Origin of the sequence: Vibrio sp. EA2 (genome assembly GCF_033042495.1) — a bacterium.
Classification (GTDB): Bacteria; Pseudomonadota; Gammaproteobacteria; order Enterobacterales; family Vibrionaceae; genus Vibrio.
Genome location: NZ_JAWLID010000006.1, coordinates 97665 through 117242, shown reverse-complemented (window position 1 = coordinate 117242; position 19578 = coordinate 97665). Strand labels below are relative to the sequence as shown.

The following is a 19578-nucleotide window of genomic DNA, read 5'->3' as shown; positions in this document are numbered from 1 at the left end:
AACACATGTTTGAACCGATGATGGAAATGTCTGACGATGCAGTAATCAAGGTCGTTGGAGTTGGTGGCGGCGGTGGTAACGCTGTTGAACACATGGTGCGTGAATCCATCGAAGGTGTGGAATTCATCAGCGTTAACACTGATGCGCAAGCACTTCGTAAGACAAGCGTTGGCAATGTTATTCAGATTGGTGGTGATATCACTAAAGGTCTGGGTGCAGGTGCGAATCCACAGGTCGGCCGTGAGGCAGCTCTAGAAGATAGAGACAGAATTAAAGATTCCATAACGGGTGCCGATATGGTGTTTATCGCAGCCGGTATGGGTGGTGGTACAGGTACTGGTGCAGCACCTGTTATCGCTGAAGTAGCAAAAGAGCTTGGCATTTTGACGGTTGCAGTGGTGACTAAACCATTCAGCTTTGAAGGTAAAAAGCGTTTAGCGTTTGCAGAACAAGGTATCGATGAGCTTTCAAAACACGTTGACTCACTGATTACGATTCCAAACGAAAAGCTACTTAAAGTTCTTGGTCGTGGTGTGACGTTGCTAGAAGCGTTTGCAAGTGCGAATGACGTACTTAAAAATGCGGTTCAAGGTATTGCAGAGCTTATTACTCGTCCTGGCATGATCAACGTCGACTTTGCGGACGTACGTACTGTTATGTCTGAAATGGGTCACGCAATGATGGGTAGCGGTATCGCCAAAGGTGAAGACCGTGCTGAAGAAGCGGCTGAAATGGCAATTTCTAGCCCACTTCTGGAAGACATCGACCTGGCGGGCGCACGTGGTGTTCTTGTTAACATTACAGCAGGCTTGGATATGCGTCTTGACGAGTTTGAGACGGTGGGTAACACAGTTAAAGCATTTGCTTCTGATAATGCAACCGTGGTTATCGGTACCTCTCTAGACCCAGACATGACGGACGAGATCCGTGTAACGGTTGTGGCAACCGGTATTGGTAACGAGAAAAAACCAGATATCACGCTAGTTGCGGGTGGTAAAGCGAATGTAGCGGCAACGCCACAAGCTCAACCACAACAGCAAGCGGCGGCAACACAAGCCGAAGAGAAACCAGCAGCGCAAACTTTGCAACCTCAGGTTCAAGAGAAGCCACAGGTAACTCCTCAGCCAGCAAATACCGCATCTTCTTCTACTGCATCGTCGAGCCAAAGCTCTGCGGCACCAAAGCAAGAGAAAGAGAGCGGTTATTTAGATATTCCGGCATTTTTGCGTCGCCAAGCTGATTAATCTTTAACCCATAAATTTGACATAGTTCAAAATTATGGTAGCATTCACGGTCGACGTTACAGACGACCGTGTTATGTAGCACATTTTAAAGAGGCAAGCAGATGATCAGACAACGTACTCTGAAAGAAATAGTGAAAACAACTGGTGTGGGTCTCCACTCTGGTCGTAAAGTCACGCTTACTCTGCGCCCGGCTGCTGCAAATACAGGTATTATTTACCGTCGTACTGATGTAAATCCACCTGTAGATTTCCCAGCTGATCCAGCGTCTGTTCGTGACACGATGCTTTGTACAGCATTAGTGAATGACGAAGGCGTGCGTATCTCAACGGTTGAGCACTTGAATGCTGCACTTGCTGGCATGGGCATCGATAACATTGTTATCGAAGTAGACGCACCCGAAATTCCGATCATGGATGGTAGCGCAAGCCCATTCGTATACCTGCTTCAGCAAGCGGGTATCGAGATGCAAAATGTACCTAAGCGTTTTATCCGTATTAAAAAACCAGTTCGTTTCGAAGATGGCGATAAATGGGCAGAGTTTGTACCATTTAACGGTTTCCGTATGGACTTTGAAATTGACTTTAATCACCCTGCCATTGAATCAGACGAGCAGCGCTTGCTGTTTGACTTCTCATCGAAAGGGTTTGTTCGCGAGATCTCTCGTGCACGTACGTTTGGTTTTATGCGTGATATCGAATATCTACAGTCTCAGAACCTAGTTCTGGGTGGTAGCTTTGATAACGCTATCGTACTGGATGATTACCGCATTCTTAATGAAGAAGGTCTGCGTTTTGACAATGAGTTTGTGACTCATAAAGTGTTGGATGCTATCGGTGACCTTTACATGTGTGGCCACCCAATTATTGGTGAGTTCCGCGCATTCAAATCGGGTCATGGTTTAAATAACCAGCTTCTACGTGCTGTTCTGGCTGATCAGGAAGCATGGGAATGGACAACATTTGAAGAAGAAGTCGGCTCGCCAGTCGCATTTGCTGAGCCAAATATGGTACTAGCATAACGCTTAGACAGAATATTAAAAACCAGGTCTCGACCTGGTTTTTTTCTATCCAAAATTTGCTTGAGAACGGCTATTTTTGCGATTTTTCTGCCATGTCAGCCAGTCTTTTCAGGCGTTCCTGAATTTTAGGCGGTGCCATATCGGCGATGATCATTAATGATTTGGCCGCAGATTCGGTTAATGGCGGTCGCTTAGGTCTCTCATCTTGCTCGTATCGATTGCGGTAAAGGGATGGATTAATTCTGACGTCCATGCTGATCAACTTCGCATAACCTTGAGTTCTAAGTTTATTAAGGATCATTAGGCGATCATAGTCGATCTTCATTTTAATCGCAGCGCTCGATACATCGATCAACAGATGGCCGTTACGAATATTGGCTACCCGACAATGATCCGCTGTTCCTTTGGGTAGGATTTCCTGTAAGGCTTGATTGAGCTGCAAGATTTCTCCAGCATGCTCTTGAATCTGCTTAAACTGAGATTCAGCAATAACATCCTCAGTTGAGGTTGGTCGATGATCACGCATAGGTAAAATCTAATTTTGTTAATATATAAGCTATTCTAGAGCAGCTTTCTACCTAGGTATAGTTTACATTAGCGCCTTTACTGCAATCAGTTTGGAAACGGCAAAATAAAAGCAAAAATGATAGATTTAGGGCTTTTCAGTGGAATCTTTGTCTAATCTATCACCACTTTCAATAAAATTTACAGAGTGCTTCAAACAAATAGGTCTATTTATGGTTGTATCGATTAAAAATCCTTACACTAGGCGACTATGTTTCGAAATTTAGCCTTGAAATATGGATGTTTGGACTCAATATCATTTGTTAAATGATTTATATCAGTATTCTTAGTACCAAACTGGCAGAGACTGAAGGCATTACAAGTAGATCGGCAACGGTCTGATGAAAGAGAGATTCACGAAAAATGATAACTAAGCTACTGACAAAAGTTATTGGCAGTCGCAACGATCGAACACTGCGCCGCCTTAGAAAAATTGTAAAAGAAATTAATAATTATGAGCCGACATTTGAAGCTCTATCTGATGAAGAACTAAAAGCAAAGACTGTTGAATTCCGCGAGCGTCTGGACAAAGGTGAAACTCTTGATCAACTCCTTCCAGAAGCATTTGCAACCGTACGTGAAGCGTCTAAGCGTGTTTACGGCATGCGTCACTTCGATGTACAGCTGATTGGTGGTATGGTCCTGAATGCAGGTCAAATTGCAGAAATGCGTACCGGTGAAGGTAAAACATTAACGGCAACGCTTCCCGCTTACCTCAACGCATTAGCAGGTAAAGGTGTTCATGTAGTCACCGTGAACGATTACTTGGCTAAACGTGACGCAGAAACAAACCGTCCATTATTTGAATTCTTAGGTATGAGCGTTGGCATCAATGTGCCAAACATGCCACCTCAAGAGAAAAAAGAAGCGTATCAAGCTGATATCCTTTACGGAACCAACAACGAGTTTGGCTTTGATTACCTTCGTGACAACATGGCTTTCCGCAATGAAGACCGCGTACAGCGCGAGCGCTTCTTTGCCGTAGTCGATGAGGTTGACTCAATCCTTATCGATGAAGCTCGTACTCCTCTTATCATCTCTGGCCCTGCTGAAGATAGCTCTGAGCTATACACTCGAATCAACCTGTTGATTCCTAATCTTAAAAAGCAAGATCAAGAAGATTCAGAAGAATACCGTGGTGATGGTCACTACACGTTAGATGAAAAATCGAAACAAGTGTACCTGACTGAAACCGGTCAAGAATTTGTTGAAGAACTGATGGTTAAGAACGGCTTAATGGAAGAGGGTGACACGCTTTACTCTCCAACCAATATCAGCCTACTTCACCACGTGAACGCAGCACTACGAGCGCATGTACTGTTTGAACGTAACGTTGATTACATCGTTACGGAAGAAGGTGAAGTGGTTATCGTAGATGAGCACACGGGTCGTACCATGCCTGGCCGTCGTTGGTCTGAAGGTCTTCACCAAGCAGTAGAAGCGAAAGAAGGCGTTAAGATTCAGAACGAAAACCAGACGCTGGCATCCATCACATTCCAGAACTACTTCCGTTTATACGAGAAGCTGTCAGGTATGACAGGTACAGCAGATACAGAAGCGTTTGAGTTCCAGTCAATCTATGGTTTGGAAACGGTTGTTATTCCAACCAACAAACCAATGATTCGTAACGATATGCCAGATGTGGTGTACCGTACCGAGCCTGAGAAGTTTGCCGCAATCATTGAAGATATCAAAGAGCGCGTAGCAAACGGTCAGCCATCATTGGTTGGTACCGTATCGATTGAAAAATCAGAGCTGCTGTCTAATGCACTTAAGAAAGCCAAGATTAAGCACAACGTACTGAACGCTAAATTCCACGAGAAAGAAGCCGAAATCGTAGCCGAAGCGGGTATGCCAGGTGCGGTGACTATCGCAACTAACATGGCGGGTCGTGGTACTGACATTGTGCTTGGTGGTAACTGGCAATCCAAAGTTGAAATGCTGGAAAATCCGACGAAAGAACAAATCGATGCGATTAAAGCGGATTGGAAAGTGGTCCACGATCAAGTACTGGAAGCGGGTGGTCTGCACATCATCGGTACAGAGCGCCACGAATCTCGTCGTATCGATAACCAGTTACGTGGTCGTTCTGGTCGTCAGGGTGATGCGGGTTCTTCACGTTTCTACCTCTCAATGGAAGATTCACTACTACGTATCTTTACCTCTGACCGTATGGCAAGCCTGATCCAAAGTGGTATGGAAGAAGGCGAAGCGATCGAATCTAAAATGCTGTCTCGTTCGATTGAAAAAGCGCAGCGTAAAGTGGAAGGCCGTAACTTTGATATTCGTAAGCAGCTGCTTGAATACGATGATGTTGCCAACGATCAGCGTAAAGTCGTGTACGAGCTACGTGACGAGCTAATGAGCGTTGATGATATCAGCGAAATGATCGAGCAAAACCGTGAAGACGTAATGACGGCGATCATCGATGAGTACATTCCGCCACAATCTCTGGAAGATATGTGGGATGTGGAAGGTCTGCAAGAACGTCTGAAAGCGGACTTCGATCTGGATGCACCAATCAAGCAATGGCTTGAAGAAGATGACAAGCTTTACGAAGAAGCACTGCGTGAAAAAATCATTGCTTTAGCGGTTGAAGTTTACAAAGCGAAAGAAGAAGTGGTTGGTGAACAAGTACTGCGTAACTTCGAGAAATCAGTGATGCTACAGACCCTGGATACGCTTTGGAAAGAACACTTGGCGGCAATGGATCATCTGCGTCAAGGTATCCACTTACGTGGTTATGCACAGAAGAACCCGAAACAAGAGTACAAGCGTGAGTCGTTTGAACTGTTCGAAGGTTTATTAGACGCGCTGAAATCTGATGTTATCACGGTACTGTCTCGCGTACGTGTTCAACAGCAGGAAGAAGTTGAACTTATGGAAGAGCAACGTCGTGCGCAAGCAGAAGAAGCGGCACGCCGTGCACAAGCTCAACATGCGGCGGCAGAAAACCAGTTTGCAGATGGTGAAGAGGCACACGATGAACACCAACCCGTTGTTCGTGATGAACGTAAAGTGGGTCGTAATGAGCCATGTCCATGCGGCAGCGGTAAAAAGTACAAACAGTGCCACGGAAAAATTGACTAATATTGCGTAGTCACTTATTGATAGAGAGTCGCTTAGGCGGCTCTTTTTTTAAGTAAATTTTATTGCTCCGACTCATGTTGTCTCCATGTAGGGTCGGGAGCATTTCAGTTTTAGGAAGTATTCTCCATGAAAAGAATTCACATCGTTGCGGCGATCATTTTCAACCAAGATAAATCGCAGATCTTCATTACTAAACGCCCTGACGATAAGCATAAAGGCGGATTCTGGGAATTTCCTGGCGGCAAAGTAGAACCCGAAGAGTCTGTTGAACAAGCTATGACTCGCGAGTTAGAAGAAGAAGTGGGGATAAAAGTCACAGAGCAGTCTCTGTTTGAGCACCTTGAGTACGACTACCCAGACAAATCCCTGAAGTTTGACTTTATCTCTGTTATCGCTTTTGAACATGAACCGTACGGCAAAGAAGGCCAGGAAGGACGCTGGGTTGATATTAAGAGCTTGCCTGAATATGCATTTCCGGAAGCGAATGTGCCAATTCTTGAACGTGTCGTACAAGAGTTTTCTTCATAGTTTACGCTGTAAGTATCTTGTGGTTCGCAAGGTATGTTGTTAGTTTAAAAACATTGAGCGAAATGTGAGAAAACGAGAATAGATCTCGTATTCCAGAGAAGGAGATAAACGCAATGGTTCGTATTGCAATCGCAGGAGCAGCTGGCCGCATGGGTCGCAACTTGGTCAAAGCTTCACACCATCATCAAGAAGCATCGGTAACGGCGGGATCTGAGCGTCCGGAATCATCACTTGTTGGTGTCGATATTGGTGAGCTTTGTGGTGAAGGTAAGTTTGATGTTGTGTTGACAGATGATCTTGCTAAAGACGTGGATAACTTTGATGTCATTATCGACTTTACGGCACCAGTCAGCACTTTGGCTAACCTTGAGCTATGCAAACAGCATGGTAAAAGCATGGTGATTGGCACCACGGGTTTCAGTGACGAAGAACGTGCGCTTATTGATGAAGCTGCGAAGCAAGTTCCTGTTGTAATGGCTCCTAACTACTCTGTTGGTGTGAACCTAGTATTCAAGCTGCTGGAAAAAGCAGCTAAAGTCATGGGTGATTACTGCGATATCGAAATTGTTGAAGCACACCATCGCCATAAAGTGGATGCCCCATCAGGTACAGCAATTGGTATGGGAGAAGCGATTGCAGGTGCAATGGGCAACAATCTTAATGATGTAGCGGTTTATGCTCGTGAAGGCATTACCGGTGAGCGTACTAAAGACGAGATTGGATTTGCCACCATCCGCGCTGGCGATATTGTTGGTGAACACACCGCGATGTTTGCCGATATTGGTGAGCGAGTTGAAATCACACACAAAGCAACGGATCGCATGACCTTTGCAAATGGTGCCGTGAAGGCAGCGGTTTGGTTAAGCGCTAAACCAGCAGGCTTTTATACTATGACTGATGTACTGGGTTTGAATGAACTGTAGTTACATAATTATTCGCCGGCGTTAGCCGGCTTTTTTATACTACTAGGTATAGATGTAAAATAAATGATTCAATGTTAGTGGGGTTTTGATTTCACTTAAGTTGTCTTTTTGGCGCTTTTGTTGTCTATGCTGTCTATATGGCTTAAAAAATATAGTTATTTTTGATTGGTTAACGTTTGCGTAAAAATCTCATCTAATTTTGTGATCTGTAGAAAGTTCAAATTTGTAAAATTCACAAAAAAGTCACCCCTTCTCATCTTAAGGTAACTAAAACTTGTTATTTTGGGGGTTATTCTGTCCAAACGCCCTTACTCGCTAGAAAATCATCATTTATTTTTAATTGTTTATTGACAGGTTTCCAGTCCGTCTTTAGAATACCGCCAATTTGTCTGAAATACCTATTTATGTCGATTTTATAGGTAAAGGAAGGCATTGATTGCAGTTTGATTTATTTTTTTTGCATTTTTATTCTGGAGGTTGTCTTGGGTAAATTAGCACTGTTAGTCCTAGAAGATGGGACAGTGTTCCGCGGAGTGTCCATTGGGGCAGATGGCGTATCCGTCGGTGAAGTCGTTTTCAATACCTCTATGACGGGGTATCAAGAAATCCTCACTGATCCTTCCTATTCTCAGCAAATCGTTACTCTTACTTATCCTCACATTGGCAATACCGGAACCACTTCCGAAGATGAAGAATCCTCTTCAATCCATGCACAAGGCCTTGTGATTCGCGATCTTCCTCTTATCGCTTCTAACTTCCGTAATGAGCAATCCCTTTCTGACTACCTTAAATCACAAAATATTGTTGGCATCGCCGACATAGATACGCGCAAGCTGACTCGTATCTTGCGTGAGAAAGGTGCGCAGAATGGTTGCATCGTCGCTGGCGACAACTTAGATGAAGCTTTGGCATTAGCGAAAGCTAAAGAATTCCCTGGCTTAAAAGGAATGGACCTTGCGAAAGAAGTTACAACAAAAGAAGCGTATCAATGGAAACAAGGCTCGTGGACGCTTGAAGGTGGACTTCCAGAAGCGAAAGATGACAGCGAGTTACCGTACCATGTCGTTGCATACGACTTCGGAGCGAAGCGAAACATCCTACGCATGTTGGTTGACCGAGGATGCCGCTTAACGGTTGTACCTGCTGAAACTTCAGCAGAAGAAGTACTGGCTCTTAACCCAGATGGCGTTTTCTTATCAAACGGCCCTGGCGATCCAGAACCATGTACTTACGCGATTGAAGCAACAAAAGTGTTCCTGGAAAAAGGTCTACCGATCTTTGGTATCTGTCTGGGTCACCAAATCCTGGCGCTAGCGTCTGGTGCACAAACGGTGAAAATGAAGTTTGGTCACCATGGTGCGAACCACCCAGTTAAAGATTTAGATCGTAACGTTGTCATGATTACTTCTCAGAACCACGGTTTTGCAGCGGATGAAGCAACGCTACCGGAAAACTTACGTGCAACTCACGTATCTCTATTTGATGGCTCTCTGCAGGGTATCCACCGCACAGATAAGCCAGCATTTAGCTTCCAGGGTCACCCAGAAGCGAGCCCAGGTCCACACGACGCGGCACCGCTTTTTGACCACTTTATCGAACTAATCAAAACACACAGCGCTTAATTCGGAGTAGTAGATAATGCCAAAACGTACTGACATTCAAAGTATTCTAATTCTTGGTGCTGGTCCGATTGTTATCGGTCAGGCATGTGAGTTTGACTACTCTGGCGCACAAGCGTGTAAAGCTCTTCGAGAAGAAGGCTACCGAGTTATCCTAGTTAACTCTAACCCAGCAACCATCATGACTGACCCAGAGATGGCAGATGCGACTTACATCGAGCCAATCCACTGGGAAGTAGTACGCAACATCATTGAGAAAGAGCGTCCAGATGCGGTACTACCGACAATGGGCGGTCAGACTGCGCTTAACTGTGCTCTTGATCTAGAGAAGCACGGCGTTCTTGAAGAGTTCGGCGTAGAAATGATTGGTGCAACGGCTGACGCGATTGATAAAGCAGAAGACCGTTCTCGCTTTGATAAAGCGATGAAGTCTATCGGCCTTGAGTGTCCTCGCGCAGATACAGCGAAGAGCATGGAAGAAGCTTACAAAGTTTTAGACATGGTTGGCTTCCCTTGTATCATCCGTCCATCTTTTACCATGGGTGGTACTGGTGGCGGTATCGCGTACAACAAAGAAGAGTTCGAAGAAATCTGTCGTCGTGGTCTGGATCTTTCTCCGACCAACGAACTGCTTATCGATGAATCTCTAATCGGTTGGAAAGAGTACGAAATGGAAGTGGTTCGTGACAAAGCGGACAACTGTATCATCGTATGTTCAATCGAAAACTTTGACCCAATGGGGATCCACACTGGTGACTCAATCACAGTAGCACCAGCGCAAACACTGACAGACAAAGAATACCAGCTAATGCGTAACGCATCGCTAGCGGTTCTGCGTGAAATCGGTGTTGAAACAGGTGGTTCAAACGTACAGTTTGGTATCAACCCGAAAGATGGCCGTATGGTTATCATCGAGATGAACCCACGTGTATCTCGTTCTTCTGCTCTCGCGTCTAAAGCAACAGGTTTCCCAATCGCTAAGATTGCAGCGAAACTGGCAGTTGGCTTTACTCTGGATGAACTACAAAACGACATCACAGGTGGTGCAACTCCAGCGTCATTCGAACCAACTATCGACTACGTAGTGACTAAGATTCCTCGTTTTAACTTCGAGAAATTTGCTGGTGCTAACGACCGTCTGACTACACAGATGAAGTCAGTTGGTGAGGTGATGGCGATTGGTCGTAACCAACAAGAATCTCTGCACAAAGCACTACGTGGCCTAGAAGTTGGCGCGACTGGCTTTGACGAGATGGTTGACCTGGAAGCGCCAGATGCATTGACTAAGATTCGTCACGAGCTGAAAGAAACAGGCGCTGAGCGCATCTGGTACATCGCAGACGCATTCCGTGCAGGCATGTCAGTTGACGGTGTGTTTAACCTAACGCAAATCGATCGCTGGTTCCTGGTTCAAATTGAAGAACTCGTGAAACTAGAAGAAGAAGTGAAAGCGGGTGGTTACGCAGGCTTGACCAAAGATGTGCTTCGTCAATTGAAGCGCAAAGGCTTCTCTGATGCTCGTTTGTCTAAACTACTTGGTGTTGCAGAAAGCGAAATTCGTCGTGCTCGTGAGCAATTCGATATTCACCCGGTTTACAAACGTGTGGATACCTGTGCGGCAGAATTCTCTTCTGACACGGCTTACATGTACTCATCTTACGATGAAGAGTGTGAAGCAAACCCAACAGACAAAGACAAAATCATGGTTCTTGGCGGCGGTCCAAACCGTATCGGCCAAGGCATCGAATTCGACTACTGCTGTGTACACGCATCACTAGCACTACGTGAAGACGGTTACGAAACCATTATGGTTAACTGTAACCCAGAAACGGTATCGACTGACTACGATACGTCTGACCGTCTGTACTTCGAACCAGTCACACTGGAAGATGTACTGTCTATCGCTCGCGTTGAAAAACCAAAAGGTGTAATTGTTCAGTACGGTGGTCAAACACCACTTAAACTGGCTCGCGCTCTTGAAGCGGCTGGTGTGCCAATCATTGGTACTAGCCCAGATGCTATCGACCGTGCGGAAGACCGTGAACGCTTCCAGGCAGCCGTTGACCGTCTAGGTCTACTTCAGCCAGAAAACGCGACAGTAACGACGATGGAGCAAGCGGTTGAGAAATCAAAAGAAATTGGCTTCCCATTGGTTGTTCGCCCATCTTACGTACTTGGTGGTCGTGCGATGGAAATCGTATACGACGAGCAAGATCTACGTCGCTACTTCAACGAAGCGGTAAGTGTATCGAACGAGTCTCCGGTTCTACTAGACCGTTTCTTAGATGACGCAACGGAAGTTGACATCGACGCTATCTGTGACGGCGAACGCGTAGTTATCGGCGGTATTATGGAGCACATCGAACAAGCCGGTGTTCACTCTGGTGACTCAGCATGTTCACTTCCTGCTTACACGCTAAGCCAGGAAATCCAGGATAAGATGCGTGAGCAAGTAGAGAAGTTGGCATTCGAACTAGGTGTACGCGGTCTGATGAACACGCAGTTTGCTGTGAAAGACAACGACGTTTACCTAATCGAAGTTAACCCTCGTGCTGCTCGTACGGTACCATTCGTATCGAAAGCGACAGGTGCACCTTTAGCGAAAATCGCAGCACGTGTAATGGCGGGTCAATCTCTGGAGTCACAAGGCTTTACTAAAGAGATTATTCCTCCTTACTACTCAGTAAAAGAAGTGGTTCTGCCGTTCAACAAATTCCCTGGCGTTGACCCACTATTGGGTCCAGAAATGCGCTCAACAGGTGAAGTCATGGGTGTTGGCGCAACGTTCGCAGAAGCTTACGCGAAAGCAGAGCTAGGTTGTGGTGCGGTTTACCCAGAAGGTGGTCGTGCGCTACTGTCAGTACGTGAAGGCGATAAAGAGCGTGTTGTTGACCTGGCGTCTAAGCTAGTGAAACTAGGTTACCAGTTGGATGCAACACACGGTACTGCAGTGATTCTAGGCGAAGCGGGTATCAACCCACGTCTGGTAAACAAAGTACACGAAGGTCGTCCACACATTCTTGACCGCATCAAGAACAACGAATACACCTACATCGTAAACACGGCTGCAGGTCGTCAAGCGATTGAAGATTCGAAAGTTCTACGTCGTGGCGCATTGGCAGAGAAAGTGAACTACACAACGACACTGAATGCAGCGTTCGCTACGTGTATGTCTCACACTGCAGATGCAAAAGCGTCAGTAACTTCTGTTCAAGAGCTACACGCTAAAGTGAAAGCAAGTCTAGAAGCGTAATAGATAAAAATCAGTAAGCTCGTTAATCAGAGCTTATATGACAACCTCATTGCCCGCTCTGTTGAGCGGGCTTTTTTGTATTAGATTCTTCCAACTGATACCAATCCGGAAAATTAACTGGTCAGGGAACTGGGGTCGATAAACAAACTCTATTTGCCATGGATGGCAAATCGAAGCCCCATGGATGGGTTGATGCGTGTTTGTGTTCGATGCCTGTTTTCTGGTTCTCTATAATTAAGCATGACCACTTGCTTACTTAGGTTGATATTAGATTTCCCAAACCAACACTGATGAAAATCTGGAATAGGTTGGTATCTTGCCTTTCCTTTTGTCCTTGCTTCGATTAATGCTACCGTTGCCTTCTTTTTGGTATCTCATTGACAAGGAAGCATAAGTGGAAATTACGTTTGAGGTTTTAGCTGCACTGTTTTTTGTAGCATCAGCAGCAGGGTTTATTGATGCCATGGCTGGTGGCGGCGGTTTGTTGACGCTTCCAGCATTACTGGCTGCGGGGCTCAGCCCAACTCAGGCGCTAGCAACCAATAAACTGCAAAGCTCATTCGGCAGCTTTTCCGCCAGCTGGTATTTTGTGCGTAATGGCATCGTCAGCCTAAAAGAAATGCGTGTTGCTATCTCATGTACTTTCATTGGCTCCGCAATCGGTGCTGAGGCGGTGCAATTTATTGATGCTGGCATTCTTACCAGCTTAATTCCCGTTTTGCTCATCGCAATTTCACTCTACTTTTTACTGGCACCAACAACGAAAAAGACCGGTGGTGACCCTAAGCTATCAGAGGCCATGTTTGCGCTCTGTATTGGTGGTGGCGTAGGGTTTTATGATGGCTTTTTTGGACCAGGGACAGGCTCTATCTTTACGGTTTGCTTTGTTGTTCTGGGTCACTTCTCTTTAGTTGATGCAACGGCGCGAACTAAGATCCTTAACTTCACTTCTAATATTGCCGCTTTGTTGTTTTTTGTATTAGCCGGGCTGCCAGTATGGGAGATAGGCTTAACTATGGCGGTTGGTGGTTTTATTGGCGCTCAACTAGGGGCGAAAGTCGTGGTGACGAAAGGGCAAAAATGGATTCGACCTTTAGTGATTACGATGTCGATGTTGATGGCGATAAAACTTCTTTGGCAACAACATCAGCAATGGCTTCTATCAATGTTTTAACCCGTTGATTTCGTGAGGTGTTGTGGCGCAAGCAGATGTTAATTGGCCGAATAAGATGAGTGAGTTCCTCGAATTCAAAACAGTATTTGGCGTCGATATTAAGTGTATTGACGATGGATTTGGGGATCAAAGCGGGGGCCATACCACCCAAAGCTAATTGTGCGGCTGCGGTATAAGAGTCCATCTGCATCAGGGGCTCGATGTTGTGTTTAGATAAAATCGCCTGTTGGTAAGTGTTAGCAGGGTTATCTAAATCATTGGTCAGTACTGCTTTTGGCAACGTGGTCAGTGGGTATTTACTGATTATTGAGAAGGGCTCGTCGGCTAAGTGAAAGCTCATTAGGCCGTGATGAGGGGGTAAATAGCCGGCGCAGAATCCAAGCGTTGCTTTGCCTGATTTTACGTTTTCGATGATTCTCGGCGTGTGATTAGTGGAGATACGAAGATAGGGATCTTCTGAGAATCGCGCTTGCATGATCAAACTCAGATAACCAGCAACCAAGGTTTCGGAGCAGTCGATCTTAATTAGCGACGTATCTTCGATCACTTGTTGATCGTGGATTTGGCCTATCAACTCGTTGAAGGTTGGCTCAATCATACTGATAAGGGCAGTCGCGTCTGAGGTCAGTTTGATATGTCGACCATGCGGCTCAATCAGCTTTTTGCCTAGTTTTTTTTCCAGGTTGGCAATACGTTTACTCACGGCAGACTGGCTAATATAGAGCTGACTGCCCGTACGGCTCATGGTCTTCTCTTTGCTTAGAACTAGTAACGTCTCAATGCCTTCTAATAACATACCAATTAATGAAAATAGGGAATAGTAGGTCCAATTTAACCAAATGTAGAACAGTAAGCGAGCATAATAGAACAAATAAAAAGAGCCGATGTCAGGACCGGCTCTTAAAAGTGTTCTTGGCTAGGGGGTAACTAGCGATTGATGGCGAATGTAGGCAAAGACAAGTGCCAGCGGATCGCCCCAAGACGGATGATCAATGTTGAGCTTACTCCAGCGATCATCGCCGTTGAATGGTCATAGCCCATTGCGACAGCGGTGGTATGAAATATCCCGCCAATAATACAGGCTGTCGCATACACTTCACTTCTCAGTACCATCGGCACCTCGCGCGCCAGTACATCACGTATGATGCCGCCACCACAGCCAGTAATAACGCCCATGATCACAGCGACCATGCCTGAAGCATTATAAGCCAGGGCTTTTTCTACTCCGATACCGACGAATACAGCAAGGCCAATGGCATCACAAACGGGTAAAACCCACCAAGGAAGGCGTTTGGGACGACGGACGATCAACAAAGTTAATAGACAGGTGATAAAGATAACCCAGAGATAAGTCGTGTCAGTGACCCAAAAGACAGGTGTGGCACCCAGTGCCATATCTCGGATTGTTCCTCCGCCGATAGCAGTAACGCTACCAAGTACAATAACTCCGAATGGATCCATCTTTAACCGGCCTGCCAGTAATACACCAGAAATGGCGAAAACAGCGGTGCCGAATAAGTCGATCAAATAAAGCAGCATGGAATCCATGTTACTTGGTACCTTTACAACGAGTGATAAAAAATGGGCGCAAATTGTACGGTATTTACCACAAAAACGTTAGCCTTTTTGGCGAACGCTTTCAAAGTGATCACACACTTCTGTGATGGCGTTAAGTGTTCTAGGTGTCGGGCGGTTGATCCAGTCAGCATTCAATGACCAAATATGTCCATCTCTTAAAGCCGGCACCTCATTCTTCCATTCAGACCACATCCCGTCACTACTCATTGCATGACGCGAAGTAAAAATGACATCCGGTTGGCGAGTGATGACTTGCTCGATGCTGACCTGAGGGTAGGGGGATCCTGCATTGGCAAATATATTTTCGCCGCCACAAAAGCTAAACACTTCGCTCGGCCAGTTTTTTCCTGCGACGGTGATGATCGGCTTTTCACTCAGCTGGTAAAAATAGCGGACTTTATCTTCAGTATTGTATTTGTCTTTGAGTGCCTTTAATCCGGCTCTAAAATCTTCGGCGGCTTGTTGGCCTACTTGTGGGTTTTCGCTGTAGTGACTCAATTGCTCGATGTTATCAGCTATCTCCTCCAGTGAATCCGTCGTCGAGTAATAGATAGGTACATCAAACTGGGCGAGCTTTTCCAGTTCTTTGGCTGGATTGCCTGAAGGCCAGGCAATGACCAAGTCCGGACGAAGCGCAATGATACGTTCTAGTTTAATTCCTTGGTAATTAGAAACTTTTTCCAGCTTGTTCGCTTGCTCAGGGTAATCACTCGACTCGCTTACTGCGATCAGTTTGTCTCCCAGCCCTGCGGCATAGGCAAGTTCTGTCGCGTGTGGCGCTAAGCTTATTATGCGTTGAGCTGGCTCGTTCGCCAGGGTAATAGACGAAAAGAACAGTGAAAGTGATACGGCAATTTTATGCATCATAATCCTTGATAAATCAGTCCTAGAAGAAGGCTTTGGATAACAATCCAGGCAAAGATACGCCAAACCAGCAGGGTTTGGATCTGTGCCAGATGTATGGCGGAAGGCGCAATGCGTCCGCCTAATTTCGCTCTCTCGGCGCGTGTTCCTTGGTAAAGGGCTGGTCCACCCAAAGAGAGCTGCAACTTGTGTCCGATACTACAGAGCAACCATGCAGGCCCGGGTAACGGCCAGGATTGGGCTTGTTGTTTTATCCCGCTAATAACAGTGGATAGGCTCTTGCCTGATGCGATAAACAGAGCGAACAAACGCAATGGGATGACTTCAAGTGCGGCGAGAAGCTGAATGATGGGCTTGCCAAATGGTGAATACTGTTTACGGCTTGGTGACCAGGTGCGTGCAAGGTCTGCGATGAGTCGGTAAAGGAAAGCGCCGATACCACCCGTCAGTGCATACCAGAACAAAACACAGATGACATTTCTACCGTACCCCATAATGATGGTCTCTGCGCCCGCTTTTCCAATGCCTACGAGCGAAAGGCTTTCGGTATCACGATTGAGGTACGGTTGTAGCCGTTGACGACAAAGCGGTTTGTCCTCTTTAGACATGGCGTTGACGAGTTGTTTGGTCAACCTCTCGCTGCTTCGCCAATCTAACGCAAGCAACAATAGGGCGAGCTCGTACAGTGGTGCTTTCCAGACTAAAGGTTTGAGTGCGATCAGTAATGCCAAACAAGGCATGAGCATGAGGATAATGGAGAGGCTGCCTGCGAGTATGCTTTGCGAATAGCTATGGTGTCGATTCACCTTTATGGCCAGCTGCTCGGCTATTTTTCGCCATAAGGCTAAGGGATGAGCGGAATGAGGGATAGGCAGTATTAAATGAAATAGCAGCGCGCTCCACATTACCAGGAGCGCGCCATTGGTATAAAGTTGCTGAAAAATTTCGTCCATGAAAGGTTCGATTTATTTAACCTGCGTGATTGGCTTCACGTGCTTTATTTTACCAACTCAAGCATTTTGAATACCATTTCGGAAGAGCTCTTCGCCGCTAACGGTAAAAACTCTTCAAAGCTCATTGGTGATTCTTTGTCTGCTACGTCTGAAATCGCGCGCACAACCACAAATGGCGTGTTGAACTGATGGCAAGTTTGGGCAATGGCGGATGCTTCCATTTCTACTGCAATCACTGATGGGAAGTATTGACGAATAAATGCCTGACGCTCTGCAGTACAAACAAACGCATCACCCGTACAAATTAGACCGCGTACCGCGTGTTTATTTTCCATTTGTGCCAGTGCTTTTTCTGCAAGCTCCATGAGCTTTTCATCGGCTTTAAATGCCGCTGGTTGGCCAGCCATTTGCCCCATTTCGTAACCGAATGCCGTTACATCTGCATCGTGGTGACGCACTTCCGTTGAGATAACTACGTCGCCTAGGTTCAGGCTTGAATCGAAACCACCAGCCGAGCCTGTGTTGATCACAACGTCAGGTTGGTATTCATCAAGTAAGATAGTGGTACCTACAGCGGCGGCAACTTTACCGATACCTGACTGCAGAAGTACCACATCTACACCGTTAATTTGACCAGAGAAATACGTACAGCCAGCTTTGTTAACCGTCTGGCAGTTTGTCATTGCTTCTTTCAGGATGGTCACTTCTTGTTCCATCGCACCGATGATACCGACTTTCATAACACTCTCTTTGGATAAAATATGTATTCGGCCGAGAGTATAACACTCCCCATCGCCAGTTTTCTATTTGATGAGTCCTGCGTCAGAGAGTTCTGCGCGCAATTGATTCGCTCGCTTTCGGTTGACGCCGAAATCAGAGTATCCAATACGCGATTCAGAGCGAACAATGAGCTTATCGTCACTGATTTTTAGCTCGAGATCATCAACAAAGCGCATGATTTTCGACGTACATTCAATACGCAGGTAATCACCTTCTTTTACCGCCGTTTTTGCCCCTGGTAACTTAAGTGCCGCTTGTTCGATGGCATCTAAAGTAGCAGCGTCGGTCAGGACAAATGGCTCAAGGTAGTGCTCGTCACGAGAATCTTGGGTGGAAACACAGTTTGGCTTGTTACCACATGGTGTTTGAGAGCGATCGGTCATGGTTGGTACTCCTTGGCTGCACGCGGTTAAGCTGAAAAGAACGATAGAAAGGAGAGCAAATGTTTTCATGGAATGGATTCCTTGTGGTAGGAATTTACTACGATTGGTATTGGGTAATTATATGTAGTAAAAGAAAAAAGGACCCAACAATAGGGTCCTTTTGAGAAGTTTGACGGGTTGAAATTAGACTTCTAGGTAGTCGAGGATACCTTCGGCTGCTTTTCGGCCTTCGTCGATGGCCGTAACCACGAGGTCAGAGCCGCGTACCGCATCACCCCCGGCAAAGATTTTCTCGTTGCTGGTTTGATACTGAAACTCTTGTTTCAGAGGCGCTTTAATTCGGCCCCACTGGTCGAGGTCAACATTGAAAGGGGTTAACCAATCCATTTGATGTGGTTGGAAACCAAATGCCATGATCACCGCGTCAGCAGCTAATACATGCTCACTTCCTTCAACAGGTTCTGGGCGTCGTCGGCCTGCTTCATCAGGCTCACCTAGTGCGGTTTTCACCACTTTCACGCCAGTCACCTTACCAGAGGCATCGATTTCTAGCCCCAGAGGTTGAAGGTTGAACATGAATTTCACGCCTTCTTCTTTGGCATTTTTAACTTCTCGACGTGAGCCCGGCATGTTGGCCTCGTCACGACGGTACGCACAAATGACGTTGGAGGCACCCTGACGAATAGAAGTACGCACACAGTCCATTGCGGTGTCACCGCCACCAAGTACCACGACTTTTTTACCCGCCATATCGATATATGGTTGACTATCTTTCAGGCCCATCACTTTATAGGTGTTGGAAATCAAAAATGGCAGGGCATCATATACACCTGGTGCTTCTTCATTTTCCAAACCGGCACGCATGTTTTTGTATGTACCTACACCAAGGAAAACAGCATCGTACTCATCGATAAGTTCTTGCATCTGCACATCTTTACCGACTTCGACATTCATGCGGAACTCGACGCCCATCTCAGTGAAAACGCGGCGACGATTTTCCATGACCCCTTTTTCAAGTTTGAATGAAGGGATACCGAAGGTCAGCAGGCCACCAATTTCAGGGTAGCGGTCAAACACCACAGGTTTCACTCCGTTACGAACCAAGATGTCGGCAGCAGCGAGACCCGCAGGGCCAGCACCGATAATGGCGACTTTCTTGTCTGTCCATTCAACCTTGGACATATCCGGCTTCCAGCCCATCTCAAAGGCTTTATCGTTAATGTACTTCTCGATGTTACCGATGGTGACGGCACCAAAGTCATCATTGAGTGTACATGACCCTTCACATAAGCGGTCCTGCGGGCAAACGCGGCCACACACTTCCGGTAAGCTATTGGTTTGGTGAGACAGCTCAGCGGCTTCCAGAATTCGCCCCTCATTAGCCAGCTTCAGCCATTGAGGAATATAGTTGTGCACCGGACACTTCCACTCACAGTATGGGTTACCACAATCCAGACAACGGTCAGCCTGTGCCGATGCCTGTTGCTTAGTAAACGGTTCGTAGATTTCAACAAACTCAATCTTACGAATTTTAATTGGCTTTTTCGCCGGATCTACGCGTTGAACATCGATAAATTGATAAACGTTCTGGCTCATGATTCAAACA

16 protein-coding genes are annotated in these 19578 nt (G+C 46.1%); 8 read left to right on the top strand and 8 right to left on the bottom strand.

What is annotated here, in order from left to right; translation table 11 throughout:
• Positions 1-5: 5 nt before the first annotated feature.
• Together ftsZ and lpxC are read left to right on the top strand one after the other, a co-directional pair.
• Positions 6-1244, top strand: a complete 1239-nt coding sequence (gene ftsZ, locus RXX31_RS14485) for a cell division protein FtsZ (RefSeq protein WP_317590234.1) — start codon at positions 6-8, stop codon at positions 1242-1244.
• A gap of 101 nt (positions 1245-1345) precedes the next feature.
• Positions 1346-2263 (top strand): UDP-3-O-acyl-N-acetylglucosamine deacetylase, encoded by a 918-nt coding sequence (gene lpxC, locus RXX31_RS14480; protein WP_317590233.1) that lies wholly within the window; start codon positions 1346-1348, stop codon positions 2261-2263.
• A 70-nt stretch (positions 2264-2333) separates the two neighbouring features.
• Here the strand turns inward: lpxC and RXX31_RS14475 are convergent, their stop codons facing one another.
• Complete coding sequence (locus RXX31_RS14475) at positions 2334-2789, bottom strand: DUF721 domain-containing protein (RefSeq protein ID WP_317590232.1); 456 nt, start codon at positions 2787-2789, stop codon at positions 2334-2336.
• Between the two features lie 401 nt (positions 2790-3190).
• On the opposite strand from RXX31_RS14475, the gene secA reads away from it, so the two are divergent.
• The 6 genes from secA to RXX31_RS14445 all read left to right on the top strand — a co-directional run bounded on the left by secA (position 3191) and on the right by RXX31_RS14445 (position 13414).
• Positions 3191-5917, top strand: a complete 2727-nt coding sequence (gene secA / locus RXX31_RS14470) for a preprotein translocase subunit SecA (protein ID WP_317590230.1) — start codon at positions 3191-3193, stop codon at positions 5915-5917.
• A 126-nt stretch (positions 5918-6043) separates the two neighbouring features.
• Positions 6044-6445, top strand: a complete 402-nt coding sequence (gene mutT, locus RXX31_RS14465; protein WP_317590229.1) for an 8-oxo-dGTP diphosphatase MutT — start codon at positions 6044-6046, stop codon at positions 6443-6445.
• A gap of 113 nt (positions 6446-6558) precedes the next feature.
• Positions 6559-7368 carry a 4-hydroxy-tetrahydrodipicolinate reductase gene (dapB, locus tag RXX31_RS14460; RefSeq protein WP_020335893.1) on the top strand — a complete coding sequence of 270 codons (810 nt, stop codon included), beginning with the start codon at positions 6559-6561 and terminating at the stop codon, positions 7366-7368.
• A gap of 482 nt (positions 7369-7850) precedes the next feature.
• Positions 7851-8990 (top strand): glutamine-hydrolyzing carbamoyl-phosphate synthase small subunit, encoded by a 1140-nt coding sequence (gene carA / locus RXX31_RS14455; RefSeq protein WP_317590226.1) that lies wholly within the window; start codon positions 7851-7853, stop codon positions 8988-8990.
• A gap of 16 nt (positions 8991-9006) precedes the next feature.
• Positions 9007-12240, top strand: a complete 3234-nt coding sequence (gene carB, locus RXX31_RS14450) for a carbamoyl-phosphate synthase large subunit (protein WP_317590225.1) — start codon at positions 9007-9009, stop codon at positions 12238-12240.
• A 394-nt stretch (positions 12241-12634) separates the two neighbouring features.
• A complete protein-coding gene (locus tag RXX31_RS14445) occupies positions 12635-13414 on the top strand; it encodes a TSUP family transporter (RefSeq protein WP_317590224.1) in 780 nt (259 codons plus the stop codon).
• Here the strand turns inward: RXX31_RS14445 and RXX31_RS14440 are convergent.
• From RXX31_RS14440 to RXX31_RS14410, 7 genes are all read right to left on the bottom strand, one after another.
• Positions 13341-14210 (bottom strand): LysR family transcriptional regulator, encoded by an 870-nt coding sequence (locus RXX31_RS14440; protein WP_317590222.1) that lies wholly within the window; start codon positions 14208-14210, stop codon positions 13341-13343. The two genes, RXX31_RS14445 and RXX31_RS14440, sit on opposite strands and share 74 nt — an antisense overlap.
• Positions 14211-14341: 131 nt before the next feature.
• Positions 14342-14962: a TRIC cation channel family protein gene (locus tag RXX31_RS14435; protein WP_317590221.1), complete on the bottom strand. Its 621-nt coding sequence runs from the start codon at positions 14960-14962 to the stop codon at positions 14342-14344.
• Positions 14963-15031: 69 nt separating this feature from the next.
• Positions 15032-15856, bottom strand: coding sequence for a vitamin B12 ABC transporter substrate-binding protein BtuF (btuF, locus tag RXX31_RS14430; protein WP_317590219.1), 825 nt, complete (start codon positions 15854-15856; stop codon positions 15032-15034).
• Positions 15856-16809 carry a cobalamin biosynthesis family protein gene (locus tag RXX31_RS14425; RefSeq protein ID WP_317590218.1) on the bottom strand — a complete coding sequence of 318 codons (954 nt, stop codon included), beginning with the start codon at positions 16807-16809 and terminating at the stop codon, positions 15856-15858. The genes btuF and RXX31_RS14425 overlap by 1 nt, the downstream gene beginning before the upstream one ends.
• Positions 16810-16853: 44 nt before the next feature.
• Positions 16854-17549 (bottom strand): 5'-methylthioadenosine/S-adenosylhomocysteine nucleosidase, encoded by a 696-nt coding sequence (gene mtnN, locus RXX31_RS14420; RefSeq protein ID WP_317590217.1) that lies wholly within the window; start codon positions 17547-17549, stop codon positions 16854-16856.
• Between the two features lie 63 nt (positions 17550-17612).
• Positions 17613-18041 (bottom strand): DUF1499 domain-containing protein, encoded by a 429-nt coding sequence (locus RXX31_RS14415; RefSeq protein ID WP_317590216.1) that lies wholly within the window; start codon positions 18039-18041, stop codon positions 17613-17615.
• A gap of 114 nt (positions 18042-18155) precedes the next feature.
• Positions 18156-19568: an FAD-dependent oxidoreductase gene (locus tag RXX31_RS14410; RefSeq protein ID WP_317590215.1), complete on the bottom strand. Its 1413-nt coding sequence runs from the start codon at positions 19566-19568 to the stop codon at positions 18156-18158.
• Positions 19569-19578 lie beyond the last annotated feature (10 nt).